The organism is Amycolatopsis sp. MtRt-6 (assembly GCF_017308975.1).
Taxonomy (GTDB): Bacteria; Actinomycetota; Actinomycetes; order Mycobacteriales; family Pseudonocardiaceae; genus Amycolatopsis.
The window spans coordinates 24,820-51,055 of record NZ_JADWPD010000051.1 but is presented as its reverse complement, the minus strand read 5'-3'; the positions used below and the strand labels follow the sequence as shown (position 1 = coordinate 51,055).

At 73.5% G+C, this 26,236-nt stretch carries 13 protein-coding genes; 3 read left to right on the top strand and 10 right to left on the bottom strand.

All coding sequences use genetic code 11. The features are described 5' to 3' along the window. The first annotated feature begins 303 nt into the window (after positions 1-303). Complete coding sequence (locus I4Q55_RS47235; RefSeq protein ID WP_206797458.1) at positions 304-1,533, top strand: HNH endonuclease signature motif containing protein; 1,230 nt, start codon at positions 304-306, stop codon at positions 1,531-1,533. 50 nt (positions 1,534-1,583) lie between these two features. On the opposite strand, the gene I4Q55_RS47230 is transcribed toward I4Q55_RS47235, so the two are convergent. Then, positions 1,584-1,877, bottom strand: a complete 294-nt coding sequence (locus I4Q55_RS47230) for a hypothetical protein (RefSeq protein ID WP_206797457.1) — start codon at positions 1,875-1,877, stop codon at positions 1,584-1,586. Between the two features lie 52 nt (positions 1,878-1,929). Between I4Q55_RS47230 and I4Q55_RS47225 the strand changes: the two genes are divergently transcribed. Continuing rightward, positions 1,930-2,496: a cysteine hydrolase family protein gene (locus tag I4Q55_RS47225; RefSeq protein WP_206797456.1), complete on the top strand. Its 567-nt coding sequence runs from the start codon at positions 1,930-1,932 to the stop codon at positions 2,494-2,496. A gap of 212 nt (positions 2,497-2,708) precedes the next feature. On the opposite strand, the gene I4Q55_RS47220 is transcribed toward I4Q55_RS47225, so the two are convergent. Further along, positions 2,709-3,611, bottom strand: a complete 903-nt coding sequence (locus I4Q55_RS47220; RefSeq protein ID WP_206797455.1) for a serine hydrolase — start codon at positions 3,609-3,611, stop codon at positions 2,709-2,711. Further along, entirely contained in the window at positions 3,608-4,471 is an 864-nt protein-coding gene (locus I4Q55_RS47215; protein ID WP_206797454.1) for a LysR family transcriptional regulator, read from the bottom strand. The genes I4Q55_RS47220 and I4Q55_RS47215 overlap by 4 nt, the downstream gene beginning before the upstream one ends. Before the next feature lie 108 nt (positions 4,472-4,579). Between I4Q55_RS47215 and bla the strand changes: the two genes are divergently transcribed. Then, positions 4,580-5,491 (top strand): class A beta-lactamase, encoded by a 912-nt coding sequence (gene bla / locus I4Q55_RS47210; protein ID WP_206797453.1) that lies wholly within the window; start codon positions 4,580-4,582, stop codon positions 5,489-5,491. Between the two features lie 155 nt (positions 5,492-5,646). Here the strand turns inward: bla and I4Q55_RS47205 are convergent, their stop codons facing one another. The 7 genes from I4Q55_RS47205 to I4Q55_RS47175 are packed head-to-tail and all read right to left on the bottom strand — an operon-like array spanning position 5,647 to position 26,210. Beyond that, positions 5,647-6,582, bottom strand: coding sequence for a TauD/TfdA family dioxygenase (locus I4Q55_RS47205; protein ID WP_206797452.1), 936 nt, complete (start codon positions 6,580-6,582; stop codon positions 5,647-5,649). Continuing rightward, positions 6,579-7,850 (bottom strand): ATP-grasp domain-containing protein, encoded by a 1,272-nt coding sequence (locus I4Q55_RS47200; RefSeq protein ID WP_206797450.1) that lies wholly within the window; start codon positions 7,848-7,850, stop codon positions 6,579-6,581. The genes I4Q55_RS47205 and I4Q55_RS47200 overlap by 4 nt, the downstream gene beginning before the upstream one ends. Beyond that, positions 7,847-9,094, bottom strand: a complete 1,248-nt coding sequence (locus I4Q55_RS47195) for an ATP-grasp domain-containing protein (protein ID WP_206797448.1) — start codon at positions 9,092-9,094, stop codon at positions 7,847-7,849. The genes I4Q55_RS47200 and I4Q55_RS47195 overlap by 4 nt, the downstream gene beginning before the upstream one ends. After that, on the bottom strand, positions 9,091-14,496 hold the full coding sequence (locus tag I4Q55_RS47190; RefSeq protein WP_206797447.1) for a non-ribosomal peptide synthetase/MFS transporter: 5,406 nt from the start codon (positions 14,494-14,496) through the stop codon (positions 9,091-9,093). The genes I4Q55_RS47195 and I4Q55_RS47190 overlap by 4 nt, the downstream gene beginning before the upstream one ends. After that, positions 14,493-17,489 carry a non-ribosomal peptide synthetase gene (locus I4Q55_RS47185; protein ID WP_206797446.1) on the bottom strand — a complete coding sequence of 999 codons (2,997 nt, stop codon included), beginning with the start codon at positions 17,487-17,489 and terminating at the stop codon, positions 14,493-14,495. The genes I4Q55_RS47190 and I4Q55_RS47185 overlap by 4 nt, the downstream gene beginning before the upstream one ends. A 10-nt stretch (positions 17,490-17,499) precedes the next feature. After that, the gene (locus I4Q55_RS47180; RefSeq protein WP_206797445.1) at positions 17,500-22,770 is read right to left on the bottom strand and encodes a type I polyketide synthase; all 5,271 of its coding nucleotides are present in this window, start codon (positions 22,768-22,770) and stop codon (positions 17,500-17,502) included. After that, the gene (locus I4Q55_RS47175) at positions 22,767-26,210 is read right to left on the bottom strand and encodes a non-ribosomal peptide synthetase (RefSeq protein ID WP_206797444.1); all 3,444 of its coding nucleotides are present in this window, start codon (positions 26,208-26,210) and stop codon (positions 22,767-22,769) included. Before I4Q55_RS47175 ends, I4Q55_RS47180 begins: the two co-directional genes overlap by 4 nt. Positions 26,211-26,236 lie beyond the last annotated feature (26 nt).

The window sequence follows — 26,236 nt, the reverse complement described above, 5'->3', positions numbered from 1 at the left end:
AGCGGCTGCGCCGGCCTGACCCTCTACGTGACCATCCGCGAACTGCAACTGCTCCTCGCGACCTGGACCGGCGTGTGCCTGACCTGCCACCAAACGGTGAAACCCTTACACCGCAACAACCGCCACCAAACATAACAAAGTACTACTAGTTATCTTGTATCGAAGTTGTCCCGGGCTGGTTTTCATGCGCTTCGGTTGCCCTGCCGTGGTTTCCGGTGTTCTCGGGTGCGGACAGCGGCTTTACCTTTTGTTCCCACCGTATCGAGTGATGACCCTGTGTTCGATCGCCGGTAGCTTGGAGACATGACCAACGACGCGGCTCTCTCCTCCGAGGCGGTGGCTCTCGCCGACCGCATCGGCGAACTGGTCGCGTCGATGCGGTCCGCTGAAGCCGAACTTGGTGCGGTGCTGGTGGAAATCGAGCAGCGCGGGGTGATGGAGCTGTTCGGCTACCGCTCCGCCGCCCGGCTGTTGGAGCATCTGGCCGATGAGCCGAAGTCGGCTGCGGAACGGTTGATCAAACGCGCCCGCCTGGTGAACCCCGGCCGCAACCTCGACGGCAGTCCCATCCCCGCCCTCGCCCCCGCCACTGGTGCTGCGGCTCGGGCGGGGCGGTTGAGCAACCCGATGATCGACGTGATCACCTCCGTGCTGAGCCAGGTCCCGCCCGAGCACTGCGTGAGCGCCGAGGCCAACCTGCTGGCTTTTGCTGAGGAGGCCGGGCACAAGCAGGTCGCCGCCCTCGGCGCCCGCATCCTCGCCCACCTCGCCCCCGACGGCCCCGCCCCCGACGACACCGAACCCGTGGTTCCCACCCGGGAACTGTTCCTCCGTCGCAAAAGAACCGGCATCTGGGAACTCAGCGGCCGATTCGATGATGAGACAGGCACCCGCGCCAACGCATTGCTGGACGCTTTGGCCGAGCGCCGCACCGGCGACGAGGGTCCCGACTTCCGCACCACCCCGCAGCGCTACGGGGATGCCTTCTCCGATGCCATCGACCTCGCCCTGAATTCCCCAGACCTGCCGATGCAGGCCGGGGAACGAGCCCACGTCATGGTCGCGGTCTCCCTGAACGACCTGAAATCCGGCCTCGGCAAGGCCACCCTCGGCGACACCGGGACGATGACCGCCGCCGAAGCCCGGGTGCATGCCTGCGACGCCATGATCATCCCCGCCGTCCTCGGCGACAAAAGCGAACCCCTCAACCTCGGCCGCCTCCGCCGCCTCATCTCCGCCGGACTCCGCCGAGCCCTCTTCCTCCGCGACCGAGGCTGCGCCTTCCCCGGCTGTCATCGGCCACCCCGGCACTGTCAAGGTCACCACATCCGCCACTGGGCAGACGGCGGCCCCACCGACCTGCACAACCTGGTGCTGATGTGCGCCCACCACCACCGGCTCCTGCACCGCTCCGGCTGGGAAGTCCGCATCGCCACCGACGGCCTCCCCGAATTCCTCCCACCAGCATTCATCGACCCACGACGAAAACCCAGGCGCAACAACCTCCACGAACCACTCCCACTCGCAGCCTGACCACGGGACAGGCCCGCAGCCACACGGCTACGGGCCCACACCCACGAGCCCTAATAGGCGAGCCGCTCCACGGCGTCGCGGGCTTCCTTGAGGTCGGCGCCGGTGCTGTCGCGGTAGGCCTTGATCGCCTGGATCTTCTTGCCCTGCCGCAGCAACGCGGTCACCTCTTCGAGTTCCGGTTCCTCGACGGGCACGCCGAGGTGCTCGGCGATGGCGTCGAGCTTCCGTTCCACCCGCGCGAGCCGGCGGTCGACCCGGCCGAGCCTGCGGTCGGTGGCCGAAGACCCCAGTCCGACGACCGCGACGAGCACGACAACACCGAGCAAGAGCATCCCGTAATCCATACCGGGCATGCTAGCTCCGGAAACTGTCGGTGCCGGTCGTTAAGGTGACGCCATGACCACACTGACCGACCGCCCGCACACCGCTCTGCTCGTCGTCGACGTGCAGAACGGCGTGATGGAGACGGCTCACGAACGCTCATCCGTCTTGGCCAACCTGGTGACCCTGGTGGACAAGGCCCGCGCGGCGGGCACCGAGGTGGTGTGGGTGCAGCACACCAGCGACGAGCTGCCCCGCGGCAGCCAGGCCTGGGAGTACGTGCCGGAGCTGGTGCGCCGCGAGGCGGAACCACTGGTGCACAAGCGGTACGGGGACTCGTTCGAGGACACGGACCTGGAGGACGTCCTGGCGGCCCGCGGCATCGGCGCACTGATGGTGGCGGGCGCCCAGACGGACGCGTGCATCCGCTCGACCCTCCACGGGGCGCTGGCCCGGGGATACGACGCGACACTGGTGGCCGACGCGCACACGACGGAGGACCTGTCGGCCTACGGGGCACCACCGCCGGAACAGGTGATCGCGCACACGAACCTGTACTGGAAGTACCAGACGGCGCCAGGCCGGACGGCGGGGACCGTGGAGACGGCCGAAGTGGACTTCGGGGTGACCGCGCCGGCTTGAGGTGGAGGTGCGCGGGGCCGCCGACCGCCCCGCGCCCAGCCGAAGCCCACGTCCGGCGGCCCACAAAGGTGACACGCAGTCCATCCGCGACCACGCACAAGCCACGAACCCGCGCCCGAACCAAAGCCGCCCACTGCCGCCGGCACCTGCCGGACGCACGCGGTCCATTCGCGACCAGCCACCGCCCGCTGCCCACCGATGCCGCCCCGGCCTCAGCCTCCGCGCAGGTGGTCGCGCAGTGCTCGGGCCACCCGGGCCATGCGCACCTCCGCCTCCGGCTGGAGGACCGCCGGGACGCGCGACTCCGTCAGGGCCACCACCGCGAACACTCCGCCGTCCGCGTGCTCGACCACGCCCGCTTCGTGACGCATGTTCAGCAACGTTCCCGTTTTCGACGACCAGCGGGCCGCGTCGGAGGCGAAGTCGGGTGTCAGGCGGTGGCGGATCACGTTGTTCGCCATCAGCTCTCGCACGCCCGCGGCCACCGGCGCGGCTATCCTCGACGGTGTCCACAACGCCTGCAACAGCTCGATCAGCGCCCGCGCCGAAGCGGCGTTCGCGCGCGTGACGTCGAGCTGGCGCAAGCGATGCCCCTGGCCGGCCGTGGCCGCGCCGATGGCCAGGGCGTGGGCCAAATCCACCTCGCCCGCCTCGAAGCGCTCGGCCGGGGTCTCGACCAGGTCCTGCATCAGGTGGCGCACCGCTATCCCGCCCAGGCCCCACTCCCCCAGCATCCGCGTCACCTCGGCCGGCGGCGTCAGTCCGAACAGGACGTCCGCGGCCGTCCCGTCGCTCAGGGATGTGCTCAGGTACAGCAGGTCACCGATGGCGACGCTCGCCGGGTGTCGGAAGCGGGTGAGCCCGATCGGGCCGGGGGTCGTGACGCCGCCCGGGGCGACTTCCAGCCTGGTCGCCGGATCGAGCTCGCCCCGGTGGATGCGCGTGAGGGTCGCCGCCGCCAGCGGGACCTTGACCAGGGACGCCATCGGGTACTCGCGGTCCGGGTCGATTCCGAGCTCCGCGCCCGTTCGCAGGTCGCGGACCAGGAACGAGCCGCGCAAGCCGCTCTCCTCCAGCTCCGCGCGCAGGTCGCGGACCAGTGCTTCGGCCGTCATCGCGCCGCTCCGAGGCACCGGCCCACCGCCTCGCCCCACGCCGTGCGCAGCCGGTCCGCGTCCTCGGGCAGGGCCGCCGCGACGTCGTAGCCGCGGGCCACGTCGAGCTCGCCGATCGGCCGCCACGGCAGCCCCAGCTCGTCCGCCTGCGCGACCGAACACAACAGCAGGTCCTCCGCGGCGAACACCTCCGCCACCGCCGACGTCAGCGACTCGGCCACCGCCACCTGGGCCGGTGACAAGCCCACCGCGTCGCGCACCCGCAGCACCCGGTCGCGGACGTGCGGGACGTCGTCCTCCGGCTGGATCCACACGCGCCGCCGGGCGGCCGCGGACCGGCCCGTCCGCAACGTCTCCAGGAACACCACCCGGCCCAGCTCCGTCCCCGCCACGCCCAGCGGCACCGCCCACACGCCCTCCTCGGCCGGGACCGCCGTGAGCGCGGCCCGGACCTCGCCCGTGCGGACCAGCGAGGCCCGCTCCGCCGGCTCCGCCGCGCGGAACTCCAGCCGGACCGCGTGCGTCCGGGCCTCGGCCGCCAGCCCGGCGAGCTCGCGGACGCCGCAGGTCGCGGGCACCGCCACCCGCACCGGCCGCAGCCGGGCGCGCCGGGCGTCGTGCTCCATCGCGTCGGCCAGCTGCACGAGCCGGCGGGCCGAAGGCAGCACGTCCCGGCCGAACGGGGTCAGCCGCGCCCTGCGGGTCGTGCGGTCGAACAGCCGCTCCCCGAAGTGCCGCTCCAGCGCCGCGATGCGCCGGCTGGCGACCGGCTGCGGGATGCGCGCCAGCGCCGCACCCGCTGTGAAACTGCCCGTCTCGCTCACGCTCACGAACGCCCTGCAGCCGCCGACCAGGTCCACCACCTCATCTTATGCCAAATCCGCATCGAACCGCTCGGTTCCGTCTTGGACAGCATGAACGAACATCGTGAGACTGCGGAGGACGATCAAGAACCGGAAGGATGTCCCGTGCCCTACCCCCGAGCCCGGTGGGCCGCGCTCGCCGCGCTGCTCCTCGTCCCGCTGACCGGCTGCGCGGCGGAAGCGCCCCAGCCGGCCCCGACGTCGGCTGCGACGACGACGGCTGCGGCCCCGGTGCCGCAGCCGGACTTCGCCCCGCTCGAACGCAGCTTCGACGCCCGCCTCGGCGTGTACGCGATCGACACCGGCTCCGGCCGCGAGATAGCCCACCGCGCCGACGAGCGCTTCGGCTACGCCTCGGCGCACAAGGCGTTCTCCGCCGCGGCCGTCCTCCAGCGCACCAGCCTCGACGGGCTCGCGAAGAACCTCACCTACACCCGCGCCGACCTGCAGGCGAACTCGCCCGTCACCGAAAAGCACGTCGCCACCGGCATCTCGCTGCGCGACGCGATCGACGCGGCGTTGCGCTACAGCGACAACACCGCCGCGAACCTGCTGTTCCAGGAGCTCGGCGGGCCGCCGGGACTCGCCGCCGCGCTGCGTGCGATCGGCGACACGACCACCCACGTCGACCGGACCGAACCCGCGCTCAACGACCTCGCGCCGGGCGACATCCGCGACACGAGCACCCCGCGCGCGATGGCCGGCACCCTGCGCACCTTCGCCCTCGGCGACGCGCTGCCGCCGGAGAAGCGGACCATGTACACGGACATGATGCGCGCCAACAAGACCGGCGCGAACGTGATCCGGGCGGGCACGCCGGCCGGCTGGGCCGTCGCCGACAAGACCGGCACCGGCGAGTACGCCACGCGCAACGACATCGCCGTCGTCTGGCCGCCGGGGCGGGCACCGATCGTCCTCGCGATCATGTCCAGCCGCCAGGCCGAGAACGCCGAGCACGACGACCGGCTCCTCGCGCAGGCGGCGAAGCTGGTCTTCGACGCCCTGAAGGCAGGCTAGCCGAAGAGGCGCTCTCCACCCCCGCCGAGACGTCGTCCTCCGCCCGGGCCCCGCTGGTGCAGGCCGCTTCCGCGGTCAGCACCGGGGCGAAGCCTTCGGCGTACAGGTCGTGGAACCGCACCGGCGTGGGGCGAGCAGCACCACGACCGGTGCGGTCATCCCGTCATCGCCACCAGGATGCGCCGCTTGCCGGTGAACGGCTCGCGGCCGTGGGCCATCAGCATGTTGTTGATCACCATGATGTCGCCGGCCTGCCACGGGAACGCGTAGCTCACCTCGGCGTAGACCGCGCGGATCCGCTCGAGGTCCGCGACCGGGATCGGGCTGCCGTCGGCGAAGAAGGCGTTGCGCGGCAGGTCTTCCTCGGGGTACAGCTCCAGCAGCGCCTCGCTGACCTCGTCGCCGAGGCTCCGGACGTGGAAGAGGTTGGCCTGGTTGAACCACACGGTTTCCCCGGTGTGCGGCTCCGTCACGAAGGACGGCCGGATGTGCCGGGTGCGCAGCCCCTCCTCGGTCCACTCGAAGGTCTGCCCGTGGCTGGCGCAGTACTCCTCGACGACCGCGCGGTCCTCGGTCTGGAACGCCTCCTGCCAGGTCAGCCCGAGCCCTTCGCGGAACGCCCGCGTGTAGGTGACGCCGCCCGCGAACCGCTCGCGCAGGTCTTCCGGCAGCAGCCGGAACATCGCCCGGCTGTCCGCGATCGGCGTCGCCCCACCGGTTTCCGCGGCGGTGTCGCACAGGAAGAACAGCCGCGCCGGCCAGCTCGCCGAGTAGGAGTTCTCGTTGTGCATCGGGATCGGCTCGGCGGGCGGGTACTCGGTCGAGGTGTAGATGTTGCCGGCCACGTTCGAGCGCGGCGTCGACCGCTCGGTGTAGGTGAGCAGCGCGCCGCCGATCGTCTCGGTGACCGTGTTGAACAGGTCCAGGTCGACGGGCAGGCCACGCAGCAGGATGGCGCCGTGGTCGCGCAGGTGGTCCTGCAGCCGCGGCAGGTGCGCCTCCACGGCGGCGAAGTCCGCGGCCGGGAAGACGGCGATCTGGGTGTGCTCGTTGCCCAGTAACTCCAGGGGCGCCGCGAGATCGGCGGTCATGCTTCCTCCAGTTCGAATCGGACGAGTTTGGTGGCCTCGGCGTACAGTGCGGCCAGGTCGTCGGCGTCGGCGAAGCCGGCGACGAACGCGTTCACGGCGTAGGTTTCGTGGTCGTCGCTCAGCAGCTGGCCGGGCGACACGGTGGTGATCACCGAGAACACCTCGGGCAGGTCTGCCAGCTCGTCGAGGCCGTCGATGCGGACCAGCCGGCCGTGGCCCGACGCGTAGAGGATCAGCTCCCCCACCGGGACCGGCAGCGCGGCCGGCTCCCGCGCCGGCGGCGGGTGGCCGAGACCCAGCGCCACCGTCTCGGCGAAGACGTCGACGCCGGTGCGCAGCTTGAGCAGCAGGGCCGTGGCCCCGCCGACCGGACGGCCCGCGTTGATCTCGACGATCGCCGGGCCGAGCACGGCGTCGTCGATCACCTCGACGTGGGCGCTCGTGTTGTCCAGCCCCAGCGCCCGGACCGCGTCGGCCACCGCCTGCGTGACCAGCTCGGCCCGCTCGGGCGCCAGCCCGAAGGGCGGGCTGACCATGACCAGCTCGAACTTGCGCTCGTCGACCAGCGGCTTGCCGACGATCTCGACCGGTTCCACCACGCCGTCGCGGATCAGCACGTCCACCGCGTACTCCGGCCCGTCGAGCAGGCCCTCGACGAGGAACACCCGCCGCGGGTCGAGGCCGCCGGGCAGCGGCCGGTGGTAGCGGGCGTCCGGGTTCTCCGGCAACCGGGTGGCCAGCAGCTCGTGGGCCGCCACCAGCTCGTCCACAGTGGACACCGTGCGGACCAGGGTGCTGGCCGCGCCGTTGACCGGCTTGACGATCGCCGGGAGGCCGACGCGTTCGGCCACCGACGCCGCTTCGGCCGGGTCGGCGAACAACGCGGCACGCGGCCCCGGCAGTCCCGCCTCGGCGAGCAGCCGCCGGACGGCGTACTTGTTGTGCGCCAGCGTGAACACCGACGCCGGACAGCGGGCGACGCCGAGCAGCTCGGCGACCCGGGCGGTGCTCGCGATGATGCCTTCGGCCGCGGTGACCACGCCTGCCGGGCCGGGGTCACGGGCCCGGATCGCCTCGGCGACCGCGGACACGTCCCGGACGTCCTCGACGACGACGAACCCGTCGACCAGCGCCCCCAGTTCGGCCCGCTCGGCGTCGTCGAGGGGCTCGGTCACCAGCTCGGCCCGCAGCCCGGCCGCCCGGACCGCGGCGGCGAAGTCGCGGATCCAGTGGCCGCGCGTCTCGCGCACGATGAACGCGGTCTTCACGCGACCTCCAGGCGGATCAGCTTGTTCGCTTCGGCGTGCAGCGCGGCCAGGTCGTCGTGGTCGGCGAACCCGGCGACGACGAGGTTCACCGCGTACGTCTCCTGCTCGTCGGTGAGCACCTGGCCGGGCGAAACGGTCGTGACGACGTCGACGACCTCCGGCAGCGCGGCGACCTCGTCGAGACCGCCGATGCTCTTCAGGGTGCCGGACCCGGACGCGTAGAGGATCAGCATGGCCAGGGGAATCGGCAGTTTCGCCGGTTCCCGCGCGGGCGGCGGCGAACCCAGGGCGAGGGCCGTCAGCTCGGCGAACACGTCGATGCCGGTGCGCAGCTTGCCCAGCAGCGGCATGATCGAGCCGGCCGGGCGGCCCGCGTTGACCTCGACGATCGTCGGGCCGCGCCGCACGTCGTCGATCACCTCGACGTGCGCGACCGTGTTGTCCAGCCCCAGCGCGAGCACCGCCTCGGACACCGTCGCCGCGACCAGCGCCGCCCGTTCCTCCGAGAGCCCGGCGGGCGGGCAGGACAGGGCCAGCTCGAACTTGCGCTCGTCGATCAGCGGTTTGTCGAGGATCTCGATCGGCTCGACGACGCCGTCGCGGATCAGCACGTCCACCGCGTACTCCGGGCCGTCCAGGAAGCCCTCGACCAGGAAGGTCGCCGCCGGGTCCAGCGTCCCCAGCGGGCGGTGGTAGCGCGGGTCCGCGGACTCGGGCAGCCGCGCGGCCAGCAGCTCGTACGCGGCCGCCAGCTCGTCCACAGTGGACACCGTGCGCACGAGGTTGCTCCCGGCGCCGTTGACCGGCTTGACGATGGCCGGCAGTCCGACGCGCGCCGCCACCTCCGCGGCTTCCGCCGCCGAGGAGATCACCGCGAACCCGGTCCCGCCCAGCACCTCCCGGACCGCGAACTTGTTCGCGCACAACTCGAACACCGACGCCGGGCAGCGGGCGACGCCGAGCAGCTCGGCGACCCGTGCGGTGCTCGCGATGGCCCCGTCCGACCCGGTCAGCACCGCGGCGGGCGTCCCGTAGGCCGAGCGGATCGCGGCGGCGACGGCTTCGGCGTCGTAGACGTCGCCGACCGCGACAATCTCGTCCACCAGCGCGGCGAGTGACGTGCGCTCGGCCGCGTCCACCGGCGGGGCGAGCAGCACCGCGCGATGTCCCGCCGCGTGCACCGCGGCGGCGACCTCGCCGACCCAGTGCCCGCGGGCCTCCCTGATCAGCACGACGACGCTCATGCGGTCTCCCTCCCGGCGACGGCGAGCTTGCGCTCCCGTTCCTGCGCGCCGACGAGGTCGTCGGGCAGCGAATCGGGGACTTCGGTGTCGAACCGGCGCAGCAGCCGGACGCTGAAGCCGCCGGCGTTGATCAGCAGCAGGACCAGCGCGTAGACGACGTAGGCGAGCCCGACGCCGCGGCCTTCGCCGGTGCCGAGCACCGCGCCGACCGACCCGGACAGCGGCCCGCCGGGGGCGAGCAGCGGCGAGAACCAGCCGACCGCCAGCGGCGCCAGCACCGCGAACCCGATGGGCAGGGTGGACCAGGTGATCGTCTGGTTGATCGCGAACACCCGGCCGTGGTAGCGCTGCGGCACCTTGACCTGCACCAGCGTCGCGTAGATGCCCTGGGACACGGCCATCGCGGCGGCCAGCAGGAACACCCCGGCCGCGACGACGACCAGCGACGGCCGCAGGCCCATCACCAGGCTGCCGAGGGCGATGCCGACGTTGCCGCACAGGACGCCGACCATGCGCCGCTTGCGCGGGCCGCCCCACAGCGCCATGCCGATGCCGCCGGCGACCGCGCCGATCGCCTCGGCCAGGGCGACCTGGGCGACGTCGGTGACCGTGCCGAAGGACAGCACGAGTGGCGAGACGAGCACCAGCGCGGGTGCCAGGAAGACGTTGGCCAGGGCGAAGTACAGCAGCATGGTGCGGAAGCCGCGGTGGTTCCACGAGTACTTGAGCCCGCCCGCGATCGCCGTCAGCAGCGGCTCGCGCGGGCGCCAGCCGAGCAGGTCGGGGAACCGGACGAACAGCAGGCTGACGATGGCGAAGACGTAGCTCGCCATGTCGAGGATCAGGATCCCGGACAGCTCGATCGCGGCCAGGAGCCCGGCCGCGATCACCGGCATCAGCAGCTGCGCGAAGCCGTTGGACAGCTGCGCGAGGCCCATCGCGTGGCCGAGGTACTGCTTCGGCACCAGCTGGGCCACCGACGACTGGTAGGCGATCCGCTGGATCGACCCCGCGACCGAGCCGAGCGGGATCAGCACGTAGAGGAACCACAGCTGGAGGTTCCCCGCGGTCAGCAGCAGCGCCAGCGCGAGCTGGATGGTCCCGGCGAGGACGCTGGCCGCGATCATGATCCGCCGCCGGTCGCCGCGGTCGACGAGCGCGCCCGCCACCGGCAGGACCAGCACCCCGCACAGCAGGGCGAGGGCCCAGAGCAGGCCGAGGTCGGTGACCGAGCCGGTCCTGGTGTAGAGCCAGATCGGCACCGCGAACGACGTCAGCGCGGAGCCGGTCGAGGAGACCAGCTGGCCGACGGTGACCGTGACGAACCGGGCCATGCTCGGCCGCACCGCGGGCTTGTCGTCCACGGTGGACGCGTGGGTGTCGTGCACCGCCCAGCCGGCGTCCGCGCCCCGGGCCGAGACGTGCAGGTCACCGGGGTCGTCGAGGGCGGGGTACACCCGGGTGAGGATTTCCGCGAGCTCCTCCGCGCGGTAGCGCAGGAAGAAATGCCCCGCCTGGTCCAGGACGACCAGCGCGGTGCGGTCGGTGAGGAACTCCCACTCGCGGTAGCGCTCGGCGTAGTAGTCGGTGACCGGGTCCTCCGAGCCGACGACCGAGACGATCGGCGCGCGCAGCTTGGCCACGCGGGCGTCGAGCAGGCCGCTGAAGTACTCCTCGGCGGCGCGGCTGTCGGCCCGCATGTTGCTGATGATCCGGTCGGCCTGGGCCGGGTCGAGGTCGTCGGTGTCGACACCCATGCCCTTGAGCCAGTTCGCGTAGTACCGGTTGCTGCGCAGCTTTTCCAGCCTCGTCCGCAGCGTCCCGACCGCGCCCTTGATCCGCGCGAACGGGAAGATCGCCCCGATGTGGACGACCTCCAGTTCCCGGCCGCGTTCCTCCAGGCGCCGGGCGACGCCGACGGCGAGCGCGTTGCCGACGCCGCAGTGGCCGTAGATGCCCAGCGGACCGTCGATCCGGTCGAGGATCTCGCCGGCCAGCCGCTCGACGAGTTCGTCGAACGGCACGGCCTCTTCGGTGAGCCCGACGTCGTGGCCGGGAATCGCCACCGAGAACAGCGAGTACCCGCCCGGCAGCGCGTCCGCGAGGGGCTGGTAGACGATCGCGCTGCCGCCGCCGTAGGGGAAGCAGACGTAGGTGAGCGTCGGCTTCGCGACCGGCTTGGTCAGCTCGTAGAGCAGGTGCCCGGAGTCGTCGCGGTCGCCGGCCAGGAACACCGCCAGCTCGCGGATCGTGCGGTGCTGGAACAGGTCCATCACACCCGCCTGGTGGCCGGCCTTCGCGATCCGCGCGACGACCTGGGTGGCGAGCATCGAGTGCCCGCCGAGGTCGAAGAAGTCGTCGTCGGCGCCGAGTTCCTCGACCTTGAGCACGTCGCGCCAGATCTCGGCGAGCAGTACTTCCAGGGGTGTCGACGGTTCGACCAGGGCCGTCGTCGCGTCGCGGGCGGCGACCGGGGCGGGCAGGGCCTTGCGGTCGAGCTTGCCGTTCGGTGTCAGCGGCAGCGCGTCGAGGGTGACGAACGACGGCGGCACCATGTAGTCCGGCAGGGTCTCCTTCAACGCGGTTCGCAGCGTGCCCGCGTCCGCGTCGCCGACGACGTACCCGACCAGGCGCTTGTCCCCCGGCGTGTCCTCGCGGACGAGCACGACCGCGTCGGCCACCCCGGATTGCTCGCGCAGGCGGGCTTCGATCTCACCGAGCTCGATGCGCAGGCCGCGCAGCTTGACCTGATGGTCCAGGCGGCCGAGGAACGCGATCGTGCCGTCGGCGCGCCAGTGCGCGAGGTCGCCGGTGCGGTACATCCGGCCGCCGTGGAAGGGGTCGCGGACGAACCGCTCGGCCGTCAGCTCCGGCCGGTTGTGGTAGCCCAGCGCCAGCCCGACGCCGGCGATGTGCAGCTCGCCCGGCACGCCGACCGGGCAGGGGTGGCCGTGCCGGTCGAGGACGTAGATCCGCAGGTTGCGGATCGGCGCCCCGATCGGCACGGACGCGACCTCGGCGAGGGCTTCGGGCGTGCAGTGCCAGGCGGTGACGTCGATCGCGGCTTCGGTCGGCCCGTAGAGGTTGTGCAGCTCGCAGTGCGGCAGCCGCCGGACGAACTCGCGCGCGGTGTCGAGGGGCAGTTCCTCACCGCTGCAGACGACCCGGCGCAGCGCCGTCACCGACTCGACGCCCGGCTCCGCCAAGAACAGACTCAGCATCGACGGCACGAAGTGCGCGGTCGTGATTCCCTCGCCGACGAGCAGTTCCCGGAGGTAGGCGGCGTCCTTGTGCCCACCGGGTTCGGCCACCACGAGCCGGGCCCCGGTGATCAGCGGCCAGAAGAACTCCCACACCGAGACGTCGAAGCTCGCCGGTGTCTTCTGCAGCACCGCGTCCGACCCGTCGAGGCGGTATTCGCGCTGCATCCAGTCCAGGCGGTTGACGATCCCGCGGTGGCCGTTCGGCACGCCCTTCGGCCGCCCGGTGGACCCGGAGGTGTAGATGACGTACGCGGGATCGTCCGCGCCCGCCGAGGGTTCCACGGGTGTCGCCGGTCCGGTCAGGTCGTCGAGGACGACCACGGTGGCGTCTCCAGGCGGCAGTGTCTCGCGCAGGGCCGCCTGCGTGAGCACGACCGGGGCGGCCGCGTCTTCGAGCATGAACGCGAGCCGGTCGGCCGGGTACTCCGGGTCGAGCGGCACGTACGCGCCGCCGGCCTTGAGCACGCCGAGCAGCGCGACGACCAGCTCGAACGAGCGCTGCGCGAAGACGCCGACCAGCGTCCCCGGGCCGACGCCGAGTTCGCGCAGCCGGTGCGCGAGCCCGTTGGCCCGTTCGTCCAGCTCCCGGTAGGACAGCGACTCCCCGCGGAACGTCAGCGCCGGCGCGTCCGGTGTGCGGGCGACCTGGGCCTCGACGAGCGAGTGCAGCGTGCCCGGCGGGATCTCGCCCGCGGTGTCGTTCCAGCGGTTCAGGACCAAGTCCCGCTGGTCACCCAGGAGGTCCAGTGCGGACACCGGCCGCGCGGGGCCGGCGACGATCGAACGCAGCAGCGTCACCAGGCGCTCGGCCATGCCGGCCACGGTGCCGGTGCCGAAGAGGGCGGTGTTGTGCACGAACTTGCCGATGAGCCCGGACGAGACCTCGATGGCGTGGAACTCGAAATCGAACCGGGTGGCGGGCAGGTCCATCGGCAGCCAGCGGAAGTCCACCGCGGACTCCCCCGCCGCACCCATCCGGCCCATCTCGTAGTTCTGCAGCACGAACATGGCCTGGAAGACCGGCGAACGGCTGACGTCCCGGGGCACGCCGAGGGCGTTGACCAGCCGCTCGAACGGGACATCGGCGTGCTCGAACGCGTCGAGCACGTGCCGCCGGGTCCGGGCCAGCACCTCGGCGAAGGTCGGGTCGCCGGCCAGCTGCGCCCGCAGCGGGAGCATGTTGATGAACATGCCGACCACGCCTTCGAGCTCGGGCAGCCCGCGCCCGGCCGACGACGACCCGACGGCGAAGTCGTCCTGCCCCGAGTACCGGGCCAGCAGGACCTGGTACGCGGCCAGCAGCGTCATGAACAGCGTGGCGCCGTGTTCGCGGCTCAGCGCACCGAGGGCCTGGGCGAGGTCCTGCTCGACGAAGAACTCGTGGATCGCGCCGTCGAACGTCTGGGTCGCCGGCCGCGGGTGGTCCGCCGGCAGCTCCAGGGGTTCGACGCCGTCGAGCGCGGCCCGCCAGTGGCCGAGCTGCCGGTCCAGTTCGGTGCCGGTCAGCGTCCGGCGCTGCCAGTGCGCGAAGTCGCCGTACCCGATGGGCAACGCGGGCAGGGCGGCCGCCGTGCCGTGGTAGTGGGCCGCGAGGTCGCGCAGGAGCAGGTCGACCGACCAGCCGTCGCCGACGATGTGGTGCGTGCACACCGTGAGGAGGTGCTCGTCGTCGGAGATCCGGGCCAGGGTGGCGCGCAGCAGCGGCCCGCCGGCCAGGTCGAACGGCTCGGCCGCGGCGGCGTCGACCGCCGCCCGGGCCGCTTCTTCGCTGCCCGCGTCCACAAAGGACAACGGCACGGAGACGACCGGTTCGACGCGGACGGACGGCTGCCCGTCGTCCCCGGCCGGGAACCGCATCCGCAGGGCCTCGTGCCGCGCCGGGAGGGCGTCGAGTGCCGCCTGCAGCACGGCGGTGTCGAGGCAGCCGGTGAGCCGGATCGGCACCGGGATGTTGTAGGACGTGGTTCCCGGAGCGAACTGCTCCATGAACCAGACGCGTTCCTGCTGGTAGGACAGCGGGACGGGGTCGCCGTCCGGCCGCCGGGTGATGGTCGCGGCCGGCTCGGCACGGCGCCGCAGCCGCTGTTCCAGCAACGCGCGGCGCGCGGCCGCCCGGCCGGTCTCGTCGATCGTCGTCACGCCGGCCCGCCTTCGGTCAGCTGGGCCTGGACCTCTTCGTCGCTGAGCCGGTCGAGGTCCGCTTCCAGGCGGCGCTCGACCTCGGCGGCGAGCTCGGCCACCGTGGTGAACGAGAACAGCCCGCGGACCGGCAGGTCGACGCCGACCTGCTTGCGGATCCGGACCATCGCCCGGATCGCCAGGAGCGAGTTGCCGCCGTGGGCGAAGAAGTCGTCGTGCACGCCGAGCTTCTCCACGCCGAGCAGCTCGCCGAGGACCTCGGCGACCAGCTCTTCGGCCGCGGTGCCCGGCGCCACGTACTCGGTGTCGCCGCCGAGCCGCGGATCGGGCAGGGCGGCCCGGTCGAGCTTCCCGCTCGCCGCGACCGGCAGCGCTTCGAGGGTGACGAACACCGTGGGCACCAGGTACTCCGGCAGGGTGGCCCGCAGGGCGTCGGCCGCGCCGTCGGCGCTGCCGACGACGTACCCGACGAGCGTCCCTTCGCGGACCGCGACCGCCGCGTCCCGGATCTCCGGCAGCTCCCGCAGGGCGGCTTCGACCTCCCCCGGCTCGATCCGGAACCCGCGCAGCTTGATCTGGTCATCGGTCCGGCCGAGGTAGTCGAGGGTGCCGTCGCGGCGCCAGCGCACGAGGTCGCCGGTGGCGTACATCCGCCCGAACGGGCCGTCGGGGAACCGCTGCGCGGTCAGCTCGGGCCGGCCGAGGTAGCCGTGGGCGAGCTGCGCGCCGGCGAGGAACAGCTGGCCGGCGACCCCCGGCGGCACCGGCCGCAGCCGGTCGTCGAGGACGTAGGCGCGGGTGCCGGGGATCGGGCGGCCGATCGGCACCGGCCCGGTGACCGGCCCGTCGAGCCGGTGGGCCACGCACCCGACCGTCGCCTCGGTGGGCCCGTATTCGTTGGTGACGGCGATCCCGGCGAACGGCCGCACGGCTTCGCCCAGCAGCGCTTCGCCGCCGACGACCAGGTCACCCGTCGGGTAGGACTCCGCCGGCAGCACGGCGAGGTGGGTCGGCGTCGCCTTGACGAAGCCGGGCTTACCGGAGTCCACGATGGACCCACCGGCGGTGAGCGGGCCGAGCAGTGTCGTCACGGTGAGGTCGAACGACGCCGACGTGTGCAGCAGCGCGCGGCCCGCCAGGCTCGGGTACGCCCCGCGTGCCCAGCCGAGGTAGGTGGCCAGCGCCCGGTGCCCGACCTGGACGCCCTTCGGCCGCCCGGTCGAGCCGGACGTGTAGATGACGTAGGCGATGTCGTCCGGGCCCGGTGGCGCGGGATTCTCTTCGGACGACTCCGCCCAGACGGCCGGGTCGTCGAGCGCGAGGGTGTCCGCGCCGAGGCCCACGTCCCCGGTGGTGAGCACGACCCGGGCGCCGGAATCGGCGAGGACCAGCGCCTGCCGCTGGGCCGGGTTGGCGGGGTCCAGCGGGACGTAGGCCGCGCCGCTCTTGAGCGCCCCGAGGATGCCGACGACGAGGTCCGCCGAGTTCGGGGCGCAGACCCCGACCACCCCGCCGGCACCGAGGCGGTGCGCGACGCGGTTGGCCCGCGTGTTCAACTCGGCGTAGGTCAGCCGGACCCCGCCGAGGTCGACCGCAACGGCGTCCGGCGTCGCCCGCACCCGGTCTTCGAAGCAGGCGACGACGAGCGGAGCGTCCTCTGTGGACGAACCACTCCACTCTTCGAGAACCTGGCGGCGCTCGGCGTCCGACAGCAGCGGCAGGTCCGCGACCGCGAGGCCCGGGTCCGCGACCGCGGCCGTCAGCACCCGGAGGTACCGCTCCGCCATCGACTCCGCGGTGACCCGGTCGAACAGGTCGGTGCGGTAGAGCAGCCGGCCGCCGGTCGCGGTGAGGTCGATCGCGACGTCGTCCTTGGCCGTGGCGTAGCGGACCGCCTCGATGCCCGAGTCGGGGATGAAGTTGAAGCCGACCTGGTAAACCGCCTGCACGGCCGGGTCGCGTTCCGGGCGGACCTCGTCGGCGACGAGCTGGAACGGCACCCGGCCGTGCTCGATCGCGTCCAGCACCGCGGTCCGGACCCGGCCCACCAGCTCGGCGAACGGCAGGGCGCCGTCGCAGTCGACGCGGATGGCGAGCTGGTTGACGAACATGCCGATCAGCGGCGCCAGCTCGGGCAGGTCCCGGCCGGCGACCGGCACGCCCACCACGATGTCGGCCGTGCCGGACAGCCGCGACAACAGCGCGGTGTACCCGGCGAGGAGCACCATGAACGGCGACGCCGACAGCTCGCGGCCCACTTCGCCGGCGCGGTCGAGCAGGCCGTCCGGCAGCGCGAAGTCCACCTGGTCGCCGTCGAACCCGAAGTCCGCGGGCCGCGGCCGGTCGGTGGGCAGGCTGTGCACGGGCGGGAGCCCGGCCAGCCGCTCGCGCCAGTAGTCCAGCTGTGCGCGGACCGCGGGCAGCTCACCACGCTGCCAGGCCGAGTAGTCCGGGTACTGGATGGCGAGTTCGGGCAGCTTCGGCAGCCGCCCTTCGACGGCCGCGTTGCAGGCTTCGTTCAGCTCGTTCGCCAGCACCAGGACCGAGCCGGCGTCGAACACCGTGTGGTGCACGACGAAGGTGAGCAGCCAGTCCGCGTCACCGAGCCGGCACAGCTGTGCCCGCCACGGCGGCGCCGCGTCCAGGGGAATCGGGCGGCGGGCGATCGCCTCGGCCAGTGCGGCCGCCTTGGCCTCCCGGTCGCGCAGGTCGGGCAGGTCCCGCAGGTCGTGCACCTCGGGCTCGATCGGGACGTCTTCGCGCACCACCTGGACGAGGTCGCCGCCGTCCATCCGGAACGCCGTCCGCAGGGCTTCGTGGCGTCCGACGACCACGCCGAGCGCGGCCCGCCACTGTACTTCCGTGAGCGGCAGGTCCTGCCGCACCTGGCAGGGGAGGTTGTACACCGGGGACGCCGGGTCGAGCTGGTTGGACAGCCAGATCCGCTCCTGCCCGAACGAGGCCGGGAACGTCCATTCCTTCGTGTCGGTCATGTCTCCTGCTTCAGCGCTCGAGCTTGGGGATGGTGGTCGCGGCGGGAGCCGGTTCGGCGGCGGGCGCGGGGGCGCCCCGCAGTTCCTCGATCCGCTCGGCCAGCGCGGCCACCGTGGAGGATTCGAACAGCGTCTTCATGGCCAGCCGGGCGCCGGTGGTCTTGCGGACCTGGGCGATCAGCTGGATGGCGACCAGCGAGTTGCCGCCGAGGGCGAAGAAGTCGTCGTGGACGCCGACGCGCTCGACGCCGAGCACCTCGGCCCACTGCCGGGCGATCTCCGCCTCGAGGTCGGTGCGCGGAGCGAGGTAGTCGTCCTGCGCCGCGACCTCGACCGGCTCGGTGACCTCTTCGGTCGCTTCCAGGCGTTCGGCGGTCACCCGGCGGGCGAACAGGTCGGCCACCGGGCGGGTGCTGATCACCACCTGCCCGCCGAGGCCGGGCGTCAGTGCCCGCAGGAACGCCTCGGCGCCGTCGACCGGCCGGATGCCCGTGGAGTCCACAGTGGACTTCGGGGTGACGGCCACGAGGCCGCCGCTCACCGCGCCTTCGTCGACCTGCCGCAGCACGAAGTCCTCGATCTCGACCAGCACGCGGCCGGTGTCGTCGCACAACGTCAGGTCGGCGGCGATCACCTGGTCCCCGCCGGTGTCCCGGTAACGCAGGTGGCTGTGGAAGCTCGCCGGCAGCGGGGCGTGCACGACCACCCGCCCGTAGCTCATCGGCAGGTAGGTGCCGCTCCCCCGGCCGCGGCCGAACGCGGTCGCGACGTCGAGCAGCGCCGGGTGCAGCCCCCAACCCGGGTCGAAGACCGGGGCGGCGATCGACGCCAGTTCCTCGTGCTCGCCGACGTGGTGCGTGCGCAGCGCGGCCCAGCGCGGGCCGAAGGTGACCATGCTGGTCCGGCCGGTGCCGAAGGCGTTGCCGTCGTCGAGCACGGTGGTCCGGCCGCGCACCGCGTCGAGGTCCACAGTGGCCGTTCCGGGCGCCGGGACCCAGCCCGCGGAACCGCGGACGTGCACCTTGGTCACCCCGGCCGCGCGGCTGGTCACCGTGAAGCCGTCGCCGTCGAAGCCGACCCGGTACTCGGCGACGACGCCTTCCGGCACCGAGAACGGCTCAAGGAAGGCGACGTCCTGCAGTTCGACGACGTGGCCGTCGCCGGGGCGCGGCAGGGCCGCCTCGACCGCGGCCCGCACGGTCTCCAGGTGCCCGGTGCCGGGGACGACCGGGACGCCGGCGATCCGGTGCTCGTCGAGCAGCCAGTGCCCGGCCGCCGAGACGAGGCCGTGGCAGCTCTCTCCGGTGCGGGTGGTGAGGACCGGGTGCTCGACCGGGCCGTCCGCCCTCGTGCGGGTGATGCGGAGGGTCGTCGGCGCGGCGACCTCGGCGGCCATGCCGACCTCGTCCCAGCCGCCCCAGTTGTGCGAGACGACGCGGGCCCGCCAGCCGTGGTCGCCGCGGGCGTAGGCGTCCAGGAAGGTGTTGGCCGCGCAGTAGTCGACCTGCCCGAAGCCGCCGGAGACCGCGGTGACCGACGAGCACAGCGCGACGAAGTCCATCGGCAGGTCCGCGAACGCCTCGGCGAGCGCCAGGGTGCCGTCGATCTTCGGCGCGAGCACGGCCTCCGCGGCCGCCCGCTCCTTGACCTCGGCGACGCCGCCGCCGGGCAGCCCGGCCGCGTGCACGATCCCGTCGAGGCCACCGAACTCGCGTTCGGCCAGCGCACGGACCTCCCGCAGCCGGGCCGGGTCGGTGACGTCGGCGGCGAGCACGTGCACCACCGCGCCGGCCGCTTCCATCCGCCGGATCGCGCGGATCGCCCGGCCCGCTCGGTCGTCACCGGCGTACGCGGCCCATTCCTCGCGGGGCGGCAGGCCGGCGCGGGTCAGCAGGATCAGCTTCGCGCGGATCCGCAGGGCGAAGTCCTCGGCCAGCGTGATGCCGATGCCGCCGGTCCCGCCGGTGACGAGGTACCGGCCGCCTTCGCGCAGCACCGGCGCCACTTCGGGCACGGTGAGCTGCGTGTGCTCCCGGACCCAGCGACGGCCCCGCCGCAAGGCGACCTCGGCTTCCGCCGGGCGGAACAGCTCGGCGACGACTTCCTCGGTGACGGTCTCGACGTCGATCCACCGCACTGCCGTGCCGGGGACCTCCAGGGGAAGCACCCGCGCGATGCCCGCGAGGGTGGCGTGCTCGGGCCGGGTCAGGTCGGTGCCGGTGACGTCGGCGGTGCCGGTGCTCAGCACGTCGAGCCGCACCGGCTCGCCCCAGGCCTGGGCCAGGTTGAGGACGCTGAAGAACCCGCGGTCCTGAGCGGCCATCCCGGTTTCCGTCCCGCCGAGCGCCCACGCGTGGACCACCCGTTCCGGGCGGGCACCCAGGGCGGCGACGAGGGCGTCGTAGTCCTCGCGGACGCCGGGCCGCACGGTGAAGCCACCTTCGACGGCGGCGAACTCCGCGCCCGGGCGGACCTCGGTGACCGTGACCTCGGCGTCGCGCAGCAGGGCGGGCAGGACGTCGTCGTCGACGAACGCGAGACACGAGGCGAACGGCTCCCGCCGCAGCTCCGGCCCGGCCTGGCGCCAGGAGGGCACGGCGAACCACTCGTCGAGGGGCAGCGGCCCGCTCGGCCGCGCCGGCTCGGCGACCGTCCCGGCCGGGTCGGGATCGACCCAGTACCGCTTGCGCGCGTACGGATAGCCCGGCAGCGGCACGCGGTACCCGGAACTCGCCGGCTCGACGGCCACCCCGTGTGTCCACAGCAGACCGGCCGCGGCATAGAGCGTTTCGACGTCGCCTTCGCGGTCGGTGCGGCCCGGGAGGCTCGGCCGCGGCGCGGGCAGGCCCTTCGGCACCTGGCCGCGGGCGAGGCCGGCCAGCTGGTGCCCGGGACCGCACTCGACGAGCGCCCAGCGGTCGCCGCCGGCGAACAGCGTCCGCACGCAGTCGCCGAACCGGACGGCCTGGCGCAGGTGCGCGGCCCAGTAAGCGGGGTCGGTGGCCTGGGCGTCGGTGATCCAGCCGCCGGTCAGGTTCGACAGGAACGGCAGCGACGGCGCCGACCGCCCCACCGCGGCGACCGCCTCGGTGAACTCCGCCAGGATCGGGTCCATCATCGGCGAGTGGAAGGCGTGCGAGGTCACCAGCTCGCGGCACTGCACGTCACTCGATCTGAGCAGCGCGGCGAAGTCCGCGACGGCGTCGGACGGCCCGGCGACGACGCAGGTACCCGGACCGTTGACCCCGGCGATCGCCAGGCCTCCGGGCAGCCGCCGCGTCACGGCCTCTTCGTCGAGCTGGACGGCGAGCATCGCGCCGGCCGGCATGGCCTGCATCAGCTCGCCCCGCCGGACGACCAGCCGCAGCGCGTCGGCCAGGGTGAACACCCCGGCGACGGTCGCGGCGACGTACTCGCCGACGGAGTGGCCGATCATCGCGCCGGGCCGCACGCCCCAGCTGCGCCACAGCATCGCGAGCGCGTACTCGACGACGAACAGCGCGGGCTGGGTGTAGCGGGTCTCCCGCAGCTTCGCGTCCCCGCCGCGGTCGAAGATCAGCTCCTTCAGGCCCGCCACGCCGGCCAGCTCGCAGCACTCGTCGACGGCCGCGGCGAAGACGGGCTCGCTGCGGTACAGCTGGGCGGCCATCCCGGCGTACTGCGCACCCTGGCCGGAGAACAGGAACGCCACCTTGAGCTCGGCCGCTTGCGCGGTCAGCAGGCGCCGCGGGTCACGCAGGCCATCGACCGCGTCTTCGGGGTCGCGGGCGACGACGACCGCGCGGTGCGGGTACTCGGTGCGCCCGGCGGCGAGGGTGTGCGCGACGTCGGCGAGGTCGAGGGCGACGTCCCCGGCGAGCCGGTCGGCCAGGCGTTCCACCGCGGCGGCCAGGGTTTCCGGCGTCTTCGCCGACACCCGCAGGAGGTGCGCGGGGTGCGGCCGTCGCGGCCGCCTCGGCGCCGGGGCCTCCTCGAGCACCAGGTGCGCGTTGGTGCCGCCGACGCCGAACGAGCTCACGCCGGCCCGCCGCGGGGTGTCGGCCGCCTCCCACTTGGTCACCGTCCGCGCCGGGTAGAACGGGCTGCGCGGGAAGTCGATGCCCGGGTTGGGCTCCGCGTAGTTGATGGTCGGCGGGATCAGCCCGTGCTCCATGGCGAGGACGGTCTTGATCAGGGAGACGACGCCGGCCGCCTGGGACAGGTGGCCGATGTTCGACTTCACCGACCCGATGGCGCACCAGCCGCTGTCCGCGGCGCCGTGGCCGTACACAGTGGACAGCGCGGTGATCTCGATCGGGTCGCCCAGCGCGGTTCCCGTGCCGTGCGCCTCGACGTACCCGATGGTCCGCGGGTCGACCCCGGCCATGCCGACCGCTTGTGCGATCGCCTCGGTCTGGCCCGCGACGCTCGGCGCGGAGAAGCCGACCTTCGTCGCGCCGTCGTTGTTGATCGCGTTGCCGAGCACGACCGCCCGGATGTGGTCGCCGTCCTCCAGGGCCTGCGAGAGCCGCTTGACCAGGACGACGCCGACCCCGCTGCTCCACACCGTGCCGTTGGCGCCGGCGTCGAACGCGCGCACGTGCCCGTCCGGCGAGGTGAAGCCGTCGACGCCCAGGTACCCGATACCGTGCGGCATCTCCAGGTTCACGCCGCCGGCCAGCGCCATGTCGCATTCGCCGTTGCGCAGGGCCTCGCAGGCCAGGTGCACCGCGACCAGCGACGTCGAGCACGCCGTGTGGATGGCGAGGCTCGGGCCGCGCAGGTTGAGCTTGTAGGACACCGACGTCGTCAGGTAGCTCGGCTGGTTGCCGGTCGACATCCCGATGCCGCCGTGCTGCGAGGCCATGACGCGCGCGTTGCGCAGCAGGTTCTCGACCAGGTAGCCGGTCCGCCCGGTGCCGCCGTAGACCCCGATCGCCCCGCGGTAGCGGGCCGGGTCGTAGCCGCCGTCGGTCAGCGCGGAGTGGCAGGCCTCGAGGAACACACGGTGCTGCGGGTCGGTGATCTCGGCCTCGCGGCTGGTCATGCCGAACAGGTCGGCGTCGAACTCGTCGAAGCCGTCGACCACCGTCGTGGCGTTGACCCAGCTGGGATCGTCCAAAGTGGCCGGATCCGCACCGCGGGCGAGGAGCTCCTCGCGGGTGGCGGGCTTGATGGACTCGACGCCGTCGACGAGGTTGCGCCAGAACTGGCGCAGGTCGCCGGCGCCGGGGACGCGGGCGGCCATCCCGACGATCGCGATCGGCTCGGTGCCGGGGTCGGGTTCGAGGTCGTGAGTCACTGCGGTCGCTCCTGTTCCTGGCCGGTCGTGCCGGCACTGCGGCGGGGTCTTCTGGACGGGGTGCGGCCCCGGCGGGCGGCGACCCGCTCGGCGGCGCGGGCGAGCTCCGGGCTGGGTGCGGCCCCCGCGTGGAGGTGGGTCGCGAGGGCGCGGACGGTGGGGTGGGTGAACAGGTCCACCATCGGGATGCGGCGGCCGAGCCGGGCGGTGACCTCGGCGTGGACGCGGGCCAGTGCGAGCGAATGCCCGCCGAGGTCGAAGAAGTTGTCGGTCACGCCCACCACGTCGCGGCCGAGCACCTCCCGCCAGACCGCCGCGATGAGGGCTTCGGTGGCGGCCACTGCGGCGGGATCGGCGACGGGGGCCGGAGCCGCCCGGGCCGGGGCCCGGCCGGCGGCACCCGGCGCGGCGGCCCGGACGGCGGCCCGCGGCAGCTCCGGCGCGCACGCCATGGCCGGGCGTGCCGGCTCGGCGACGAGCGCCGCGAGCAGCGCCGTGAAGTCCTCGGCCAACGCCGTCATCCGGCTCGCGTCGAACAGGTCCGGGTTGTAGAGCAGCTCGACGCCGCGTTCGAGGACGTAGACGGTCAGGTCGAACGGCGAGCCGGGCTTGGCGACCGGCAGCCAGTCCCCGCGGACCCCGGGCAGGTCGAGCCGGGGTTCGGTGAAGTTCAGGACGTTGACCATCACCTGCACGAGCGGCGCCCGCGCCGGGTCGCGGGACACGCCGAGCGCGTCCACGAGCCGGTCGATCGGCGCCGCCGGGTGGGCGGTGGCGGCCAGGAGCTCTTCTCCGCCATCCCGGACCAGTGCGGCGAAGTCCGCGTTCCCGGCACGCAGCCGCACCGGGACGATGTCCACGAAGAACCCGGCGACGTCCTGGGTTTCGGCCAGCTGCCGGTCCGCGACGACGGTGGCGACCAGGTGGTCGGCCCCGCCGGTGAGCCGGCGCAGCAGCTCCCCGAACGCCGCCAGCACCACGCCGGCCCGGGTGGTCCCGGTGCGTGTGGCCAGTTCCCCGGCGGCTTCGGCGACGCCGGCCGGGAACGCCTGGAAGTGGCTCGCGCCGTGGTAGGTCTGCACGACCGGCCGCGGCCGGTCCCGTGGCAGGTCCACAGTGGACGGCGCACCCGCCAGGTGGTCCGTCCACCAGGCCAGGTCGACGGCTTCGCGACGGCGGTCGCGGTCGGCGCGCCAGACCGCGTAGTCCGCGTAGGACACCGGCAGCGGCGGCAGCGCCTCGCCGCGGTAGGCGGCGGAGAGGTCGGCGCAGAGCAGTTCCTGCGACCAGCCGTCGAACACGGCGTGGTGCAGCGTGACCCCGAGGACGTGCTCGTCCGGTCCCAGCGCGTAGAGCCGCACGCGCCACGGCGGTTCGCGGTCGAGCCGCACCGGCGTCGCCGCGTCGGCGGCCAGCCGCTCGCCCACGGCGGCCGCGGCCACCGGGACGACCGGCAGCGCCACGTCTTCCGGCGGCAGGCAGTCGGCCCGGGGGACGCCGTCGAGCGGCCGGATGCGCCAGCGCAGCACGTCGTGCCGTTCGGCGACCGCCCGCAGCGCGGTGCGCAGCGCCTCGACGTCGAGGGGGCCGGTCAGCCGGAACGCCATCGCGATGTTGTACGGCGCCGCGTCCGGGGCGAGCTGGTCGAGGAACCACAGCCGCCGCTGCGGCGGGGACAGGGCCGGCGCGTGCCCGGTGGTCAGGCCGGGTCCGGTCAGCGGAGCGGCCGCGGCGACCCGGTGCGCGAGACCGGCCAGGGTCCGCCCGGCGAAGACGTCCTCGACGGACACGTCGGCGGCCAGATCGGCCCGCAGCGCCGCGACCAGCCGCATCGCGGCGATCGAATCCCCGCCGGAAAGGAGGAAGTCGGGACCCGCGCCCCGGCCCAGTACCTTCCGCCACACCGCTTCCACCGGCGACGCGGGCGTGCCTGCCTCGGCGGGCGCGCTTTCGGCGAGGGCGCGCAGGGCGGGCCGGTCGATCTTGCCGGTGACGGTGTTGACCGGCAGGACGGCCAGCCGCCGGATCGCGGCCGGGCGCATCGCCTCGGTCAGCCGGTCCCCCGCGTACGCGTGGATGTCCTCGTCGGCCGGGGCCGCCTCCGGGGTGAGGAACGCGACCAGCCGCGTGCCGCCCGGGCCCGGCACGGCTTCGACCGCGACGGCGTCGACGTCCGGGTGGGCGCCGAGCGCGGCCTCGACCTCGCCGAGCTCGATCCGCTGGCCGCGGACCTTCACCTGGCGGTCGGCGCGGCCGGCGAACTCGAGCCGGCCGTCGGGGCGGAGCCGGGCCAGGTCGCCGGTGCGGTAGAGCCGCTCCCCCGGTGTGAACGGGTCGCCGACGAACTTCCGCGCGGTCAGCTCCGGGCTGTTCAGGTAGCCCGCGGCCACCCCGGGCCCGCCGATGACCAGCTCGCCCACCTCGCCCGGCGGGACGGGCCGCAGCTCGGCGTCGACGACGTGCGCGCGGTGGTTCGGCGTCGGTGTCCCCAGCGGCAGCGGATCGGCGGGCACGCCGGTCACCTCGCCGGTGAGCACGACGACGGTCGTCTCGGTCGGGCCGTAGACGTTGAAGAACCGGCGGCCGGGCAGCCAGCGGGCGGCCAGCTCGGCGGGCACCGGCTCGCCCCCGCACGCGATGGTCCGCCAGCCGGGGACGTCGTCCGGGTCCAGCAGGGACAGCAGCGTCGGGGTGATGAAGCCCCAGTTCACGTCGTGCTCGACGACGAACCGGCGCAGCCGTTCGGGGTCCGCGCGGTCGGCCGTGCTCGCGAGCTGCACCGAGCCGCCGGTCACCAGCGGCACGAAGACGTCCATGGTGAACGCGTCGAACCCGGGCGAGGCGATGCCGAGCGTGCGGGTGCCCGGGCCGACGCCCAGCCGCCCGGCGAACCCGGCGGCGAAGGCGACGATGTTGCGGTGGGTGGTGAGCACGCCCTTCGGCCGTCCGGTCGACCCGGAGGTGTAGAGCACGTGCGCGGTGCTGTCCGGCGTGGCCGGGCACGCCCCGGGCGCGGCGGGCGGCGGGACGTCGACCCCGAGCGCGGGCCCGAATTCCGCGACCGCGGCGTCACCGACCACCAGCGAGACCCCGGCGTCGGCGACGATCCCGGACAGCCGGGCCCGTGGTCCGCCCGGTTCGAGCGGGACGTAGCAGGCGCCGGACAGCAGGACCCCGAGGACGGTGGTCACGAGCGCGGGCGTCCGGTGCGCGCACACCCCGACCCGGGTTTCCGGGCCTGCCCCGCGCTCGCGCAGGGCGGCGGCGACGCCCCCGGCCGCGGCGACGAGCTCAGCGTAGGTGAGCCGGGTGGTGCCCTGCCGCACGGCGAGCGCGTCCGGCGTCCGCTCCGCCTGCGCCAGGACGAGTGCGGCGATCGTCGTGTCCGCATAGGACACGGTGAAGCCGTCGATGCCCGTGCCGGGCAACGTGTCGGTCAACGTGAACTCCCCAGTTCGGCACGGCC

What these genes read in the sequence shown, in the direction of transcription:
- I4Q55_RS47235 (WP_206797458.1), top strand. Translation starts at nt 304, where the DNA reads ATGACCAACGACGCGGCTCTCTCCTCCGAGGCGGTGGCTCTCGCCGAC.
- I4Q55_RS47230 (WP_206797457.1), bottom strand. Translation starts at nt 1,877, where the DNA reads ATGGATTACGGGATGCTCTTGCTCGGTGTTGTCGTGCTCGTCGCGGTC.
- I4Q55_RS47225 (WP_206797456.1), top strand. Translation starts at nt 1,930, where the DNA reads ATGACCACACTGACCGACCGCCCGCACACCGCTCTGCTCGTCGTCGAC.
- I4Q55_RS47220 (WP_206797455.1), bottom strand. Translation starts at nt 3,611, where the DNA reads ATGACGGCCGAAGCACTGGTCCGCGACCTGCGCGCGGAGCTGGAGGAG.
- I4Q55_RS47205 (WP_206797452.1), bottom strand. Translation starts at nt 6,582, where the DNA reads ATGACCGCCGATCTCGCGGCGCCCCTGGAGTTACTGGGCAACGAGCAC.
- I4Q55_RS47195 (WP_206797448.1), bottom strand. Translation starts at nt 9,094, where the DNA reads ATGAGCGTCGTCGTGCTGATCAGGGAGGCCCGCGGGCACTGGGTCGGC.
- I4Q55_RS47185 (WP_206797446.1), bottom strand. Translation starts at nt 17,489, where the DNA reads ATGACCGACACGAAGGAATGGACGTTCCCGGCCTCGTTCGGGCAGGAG.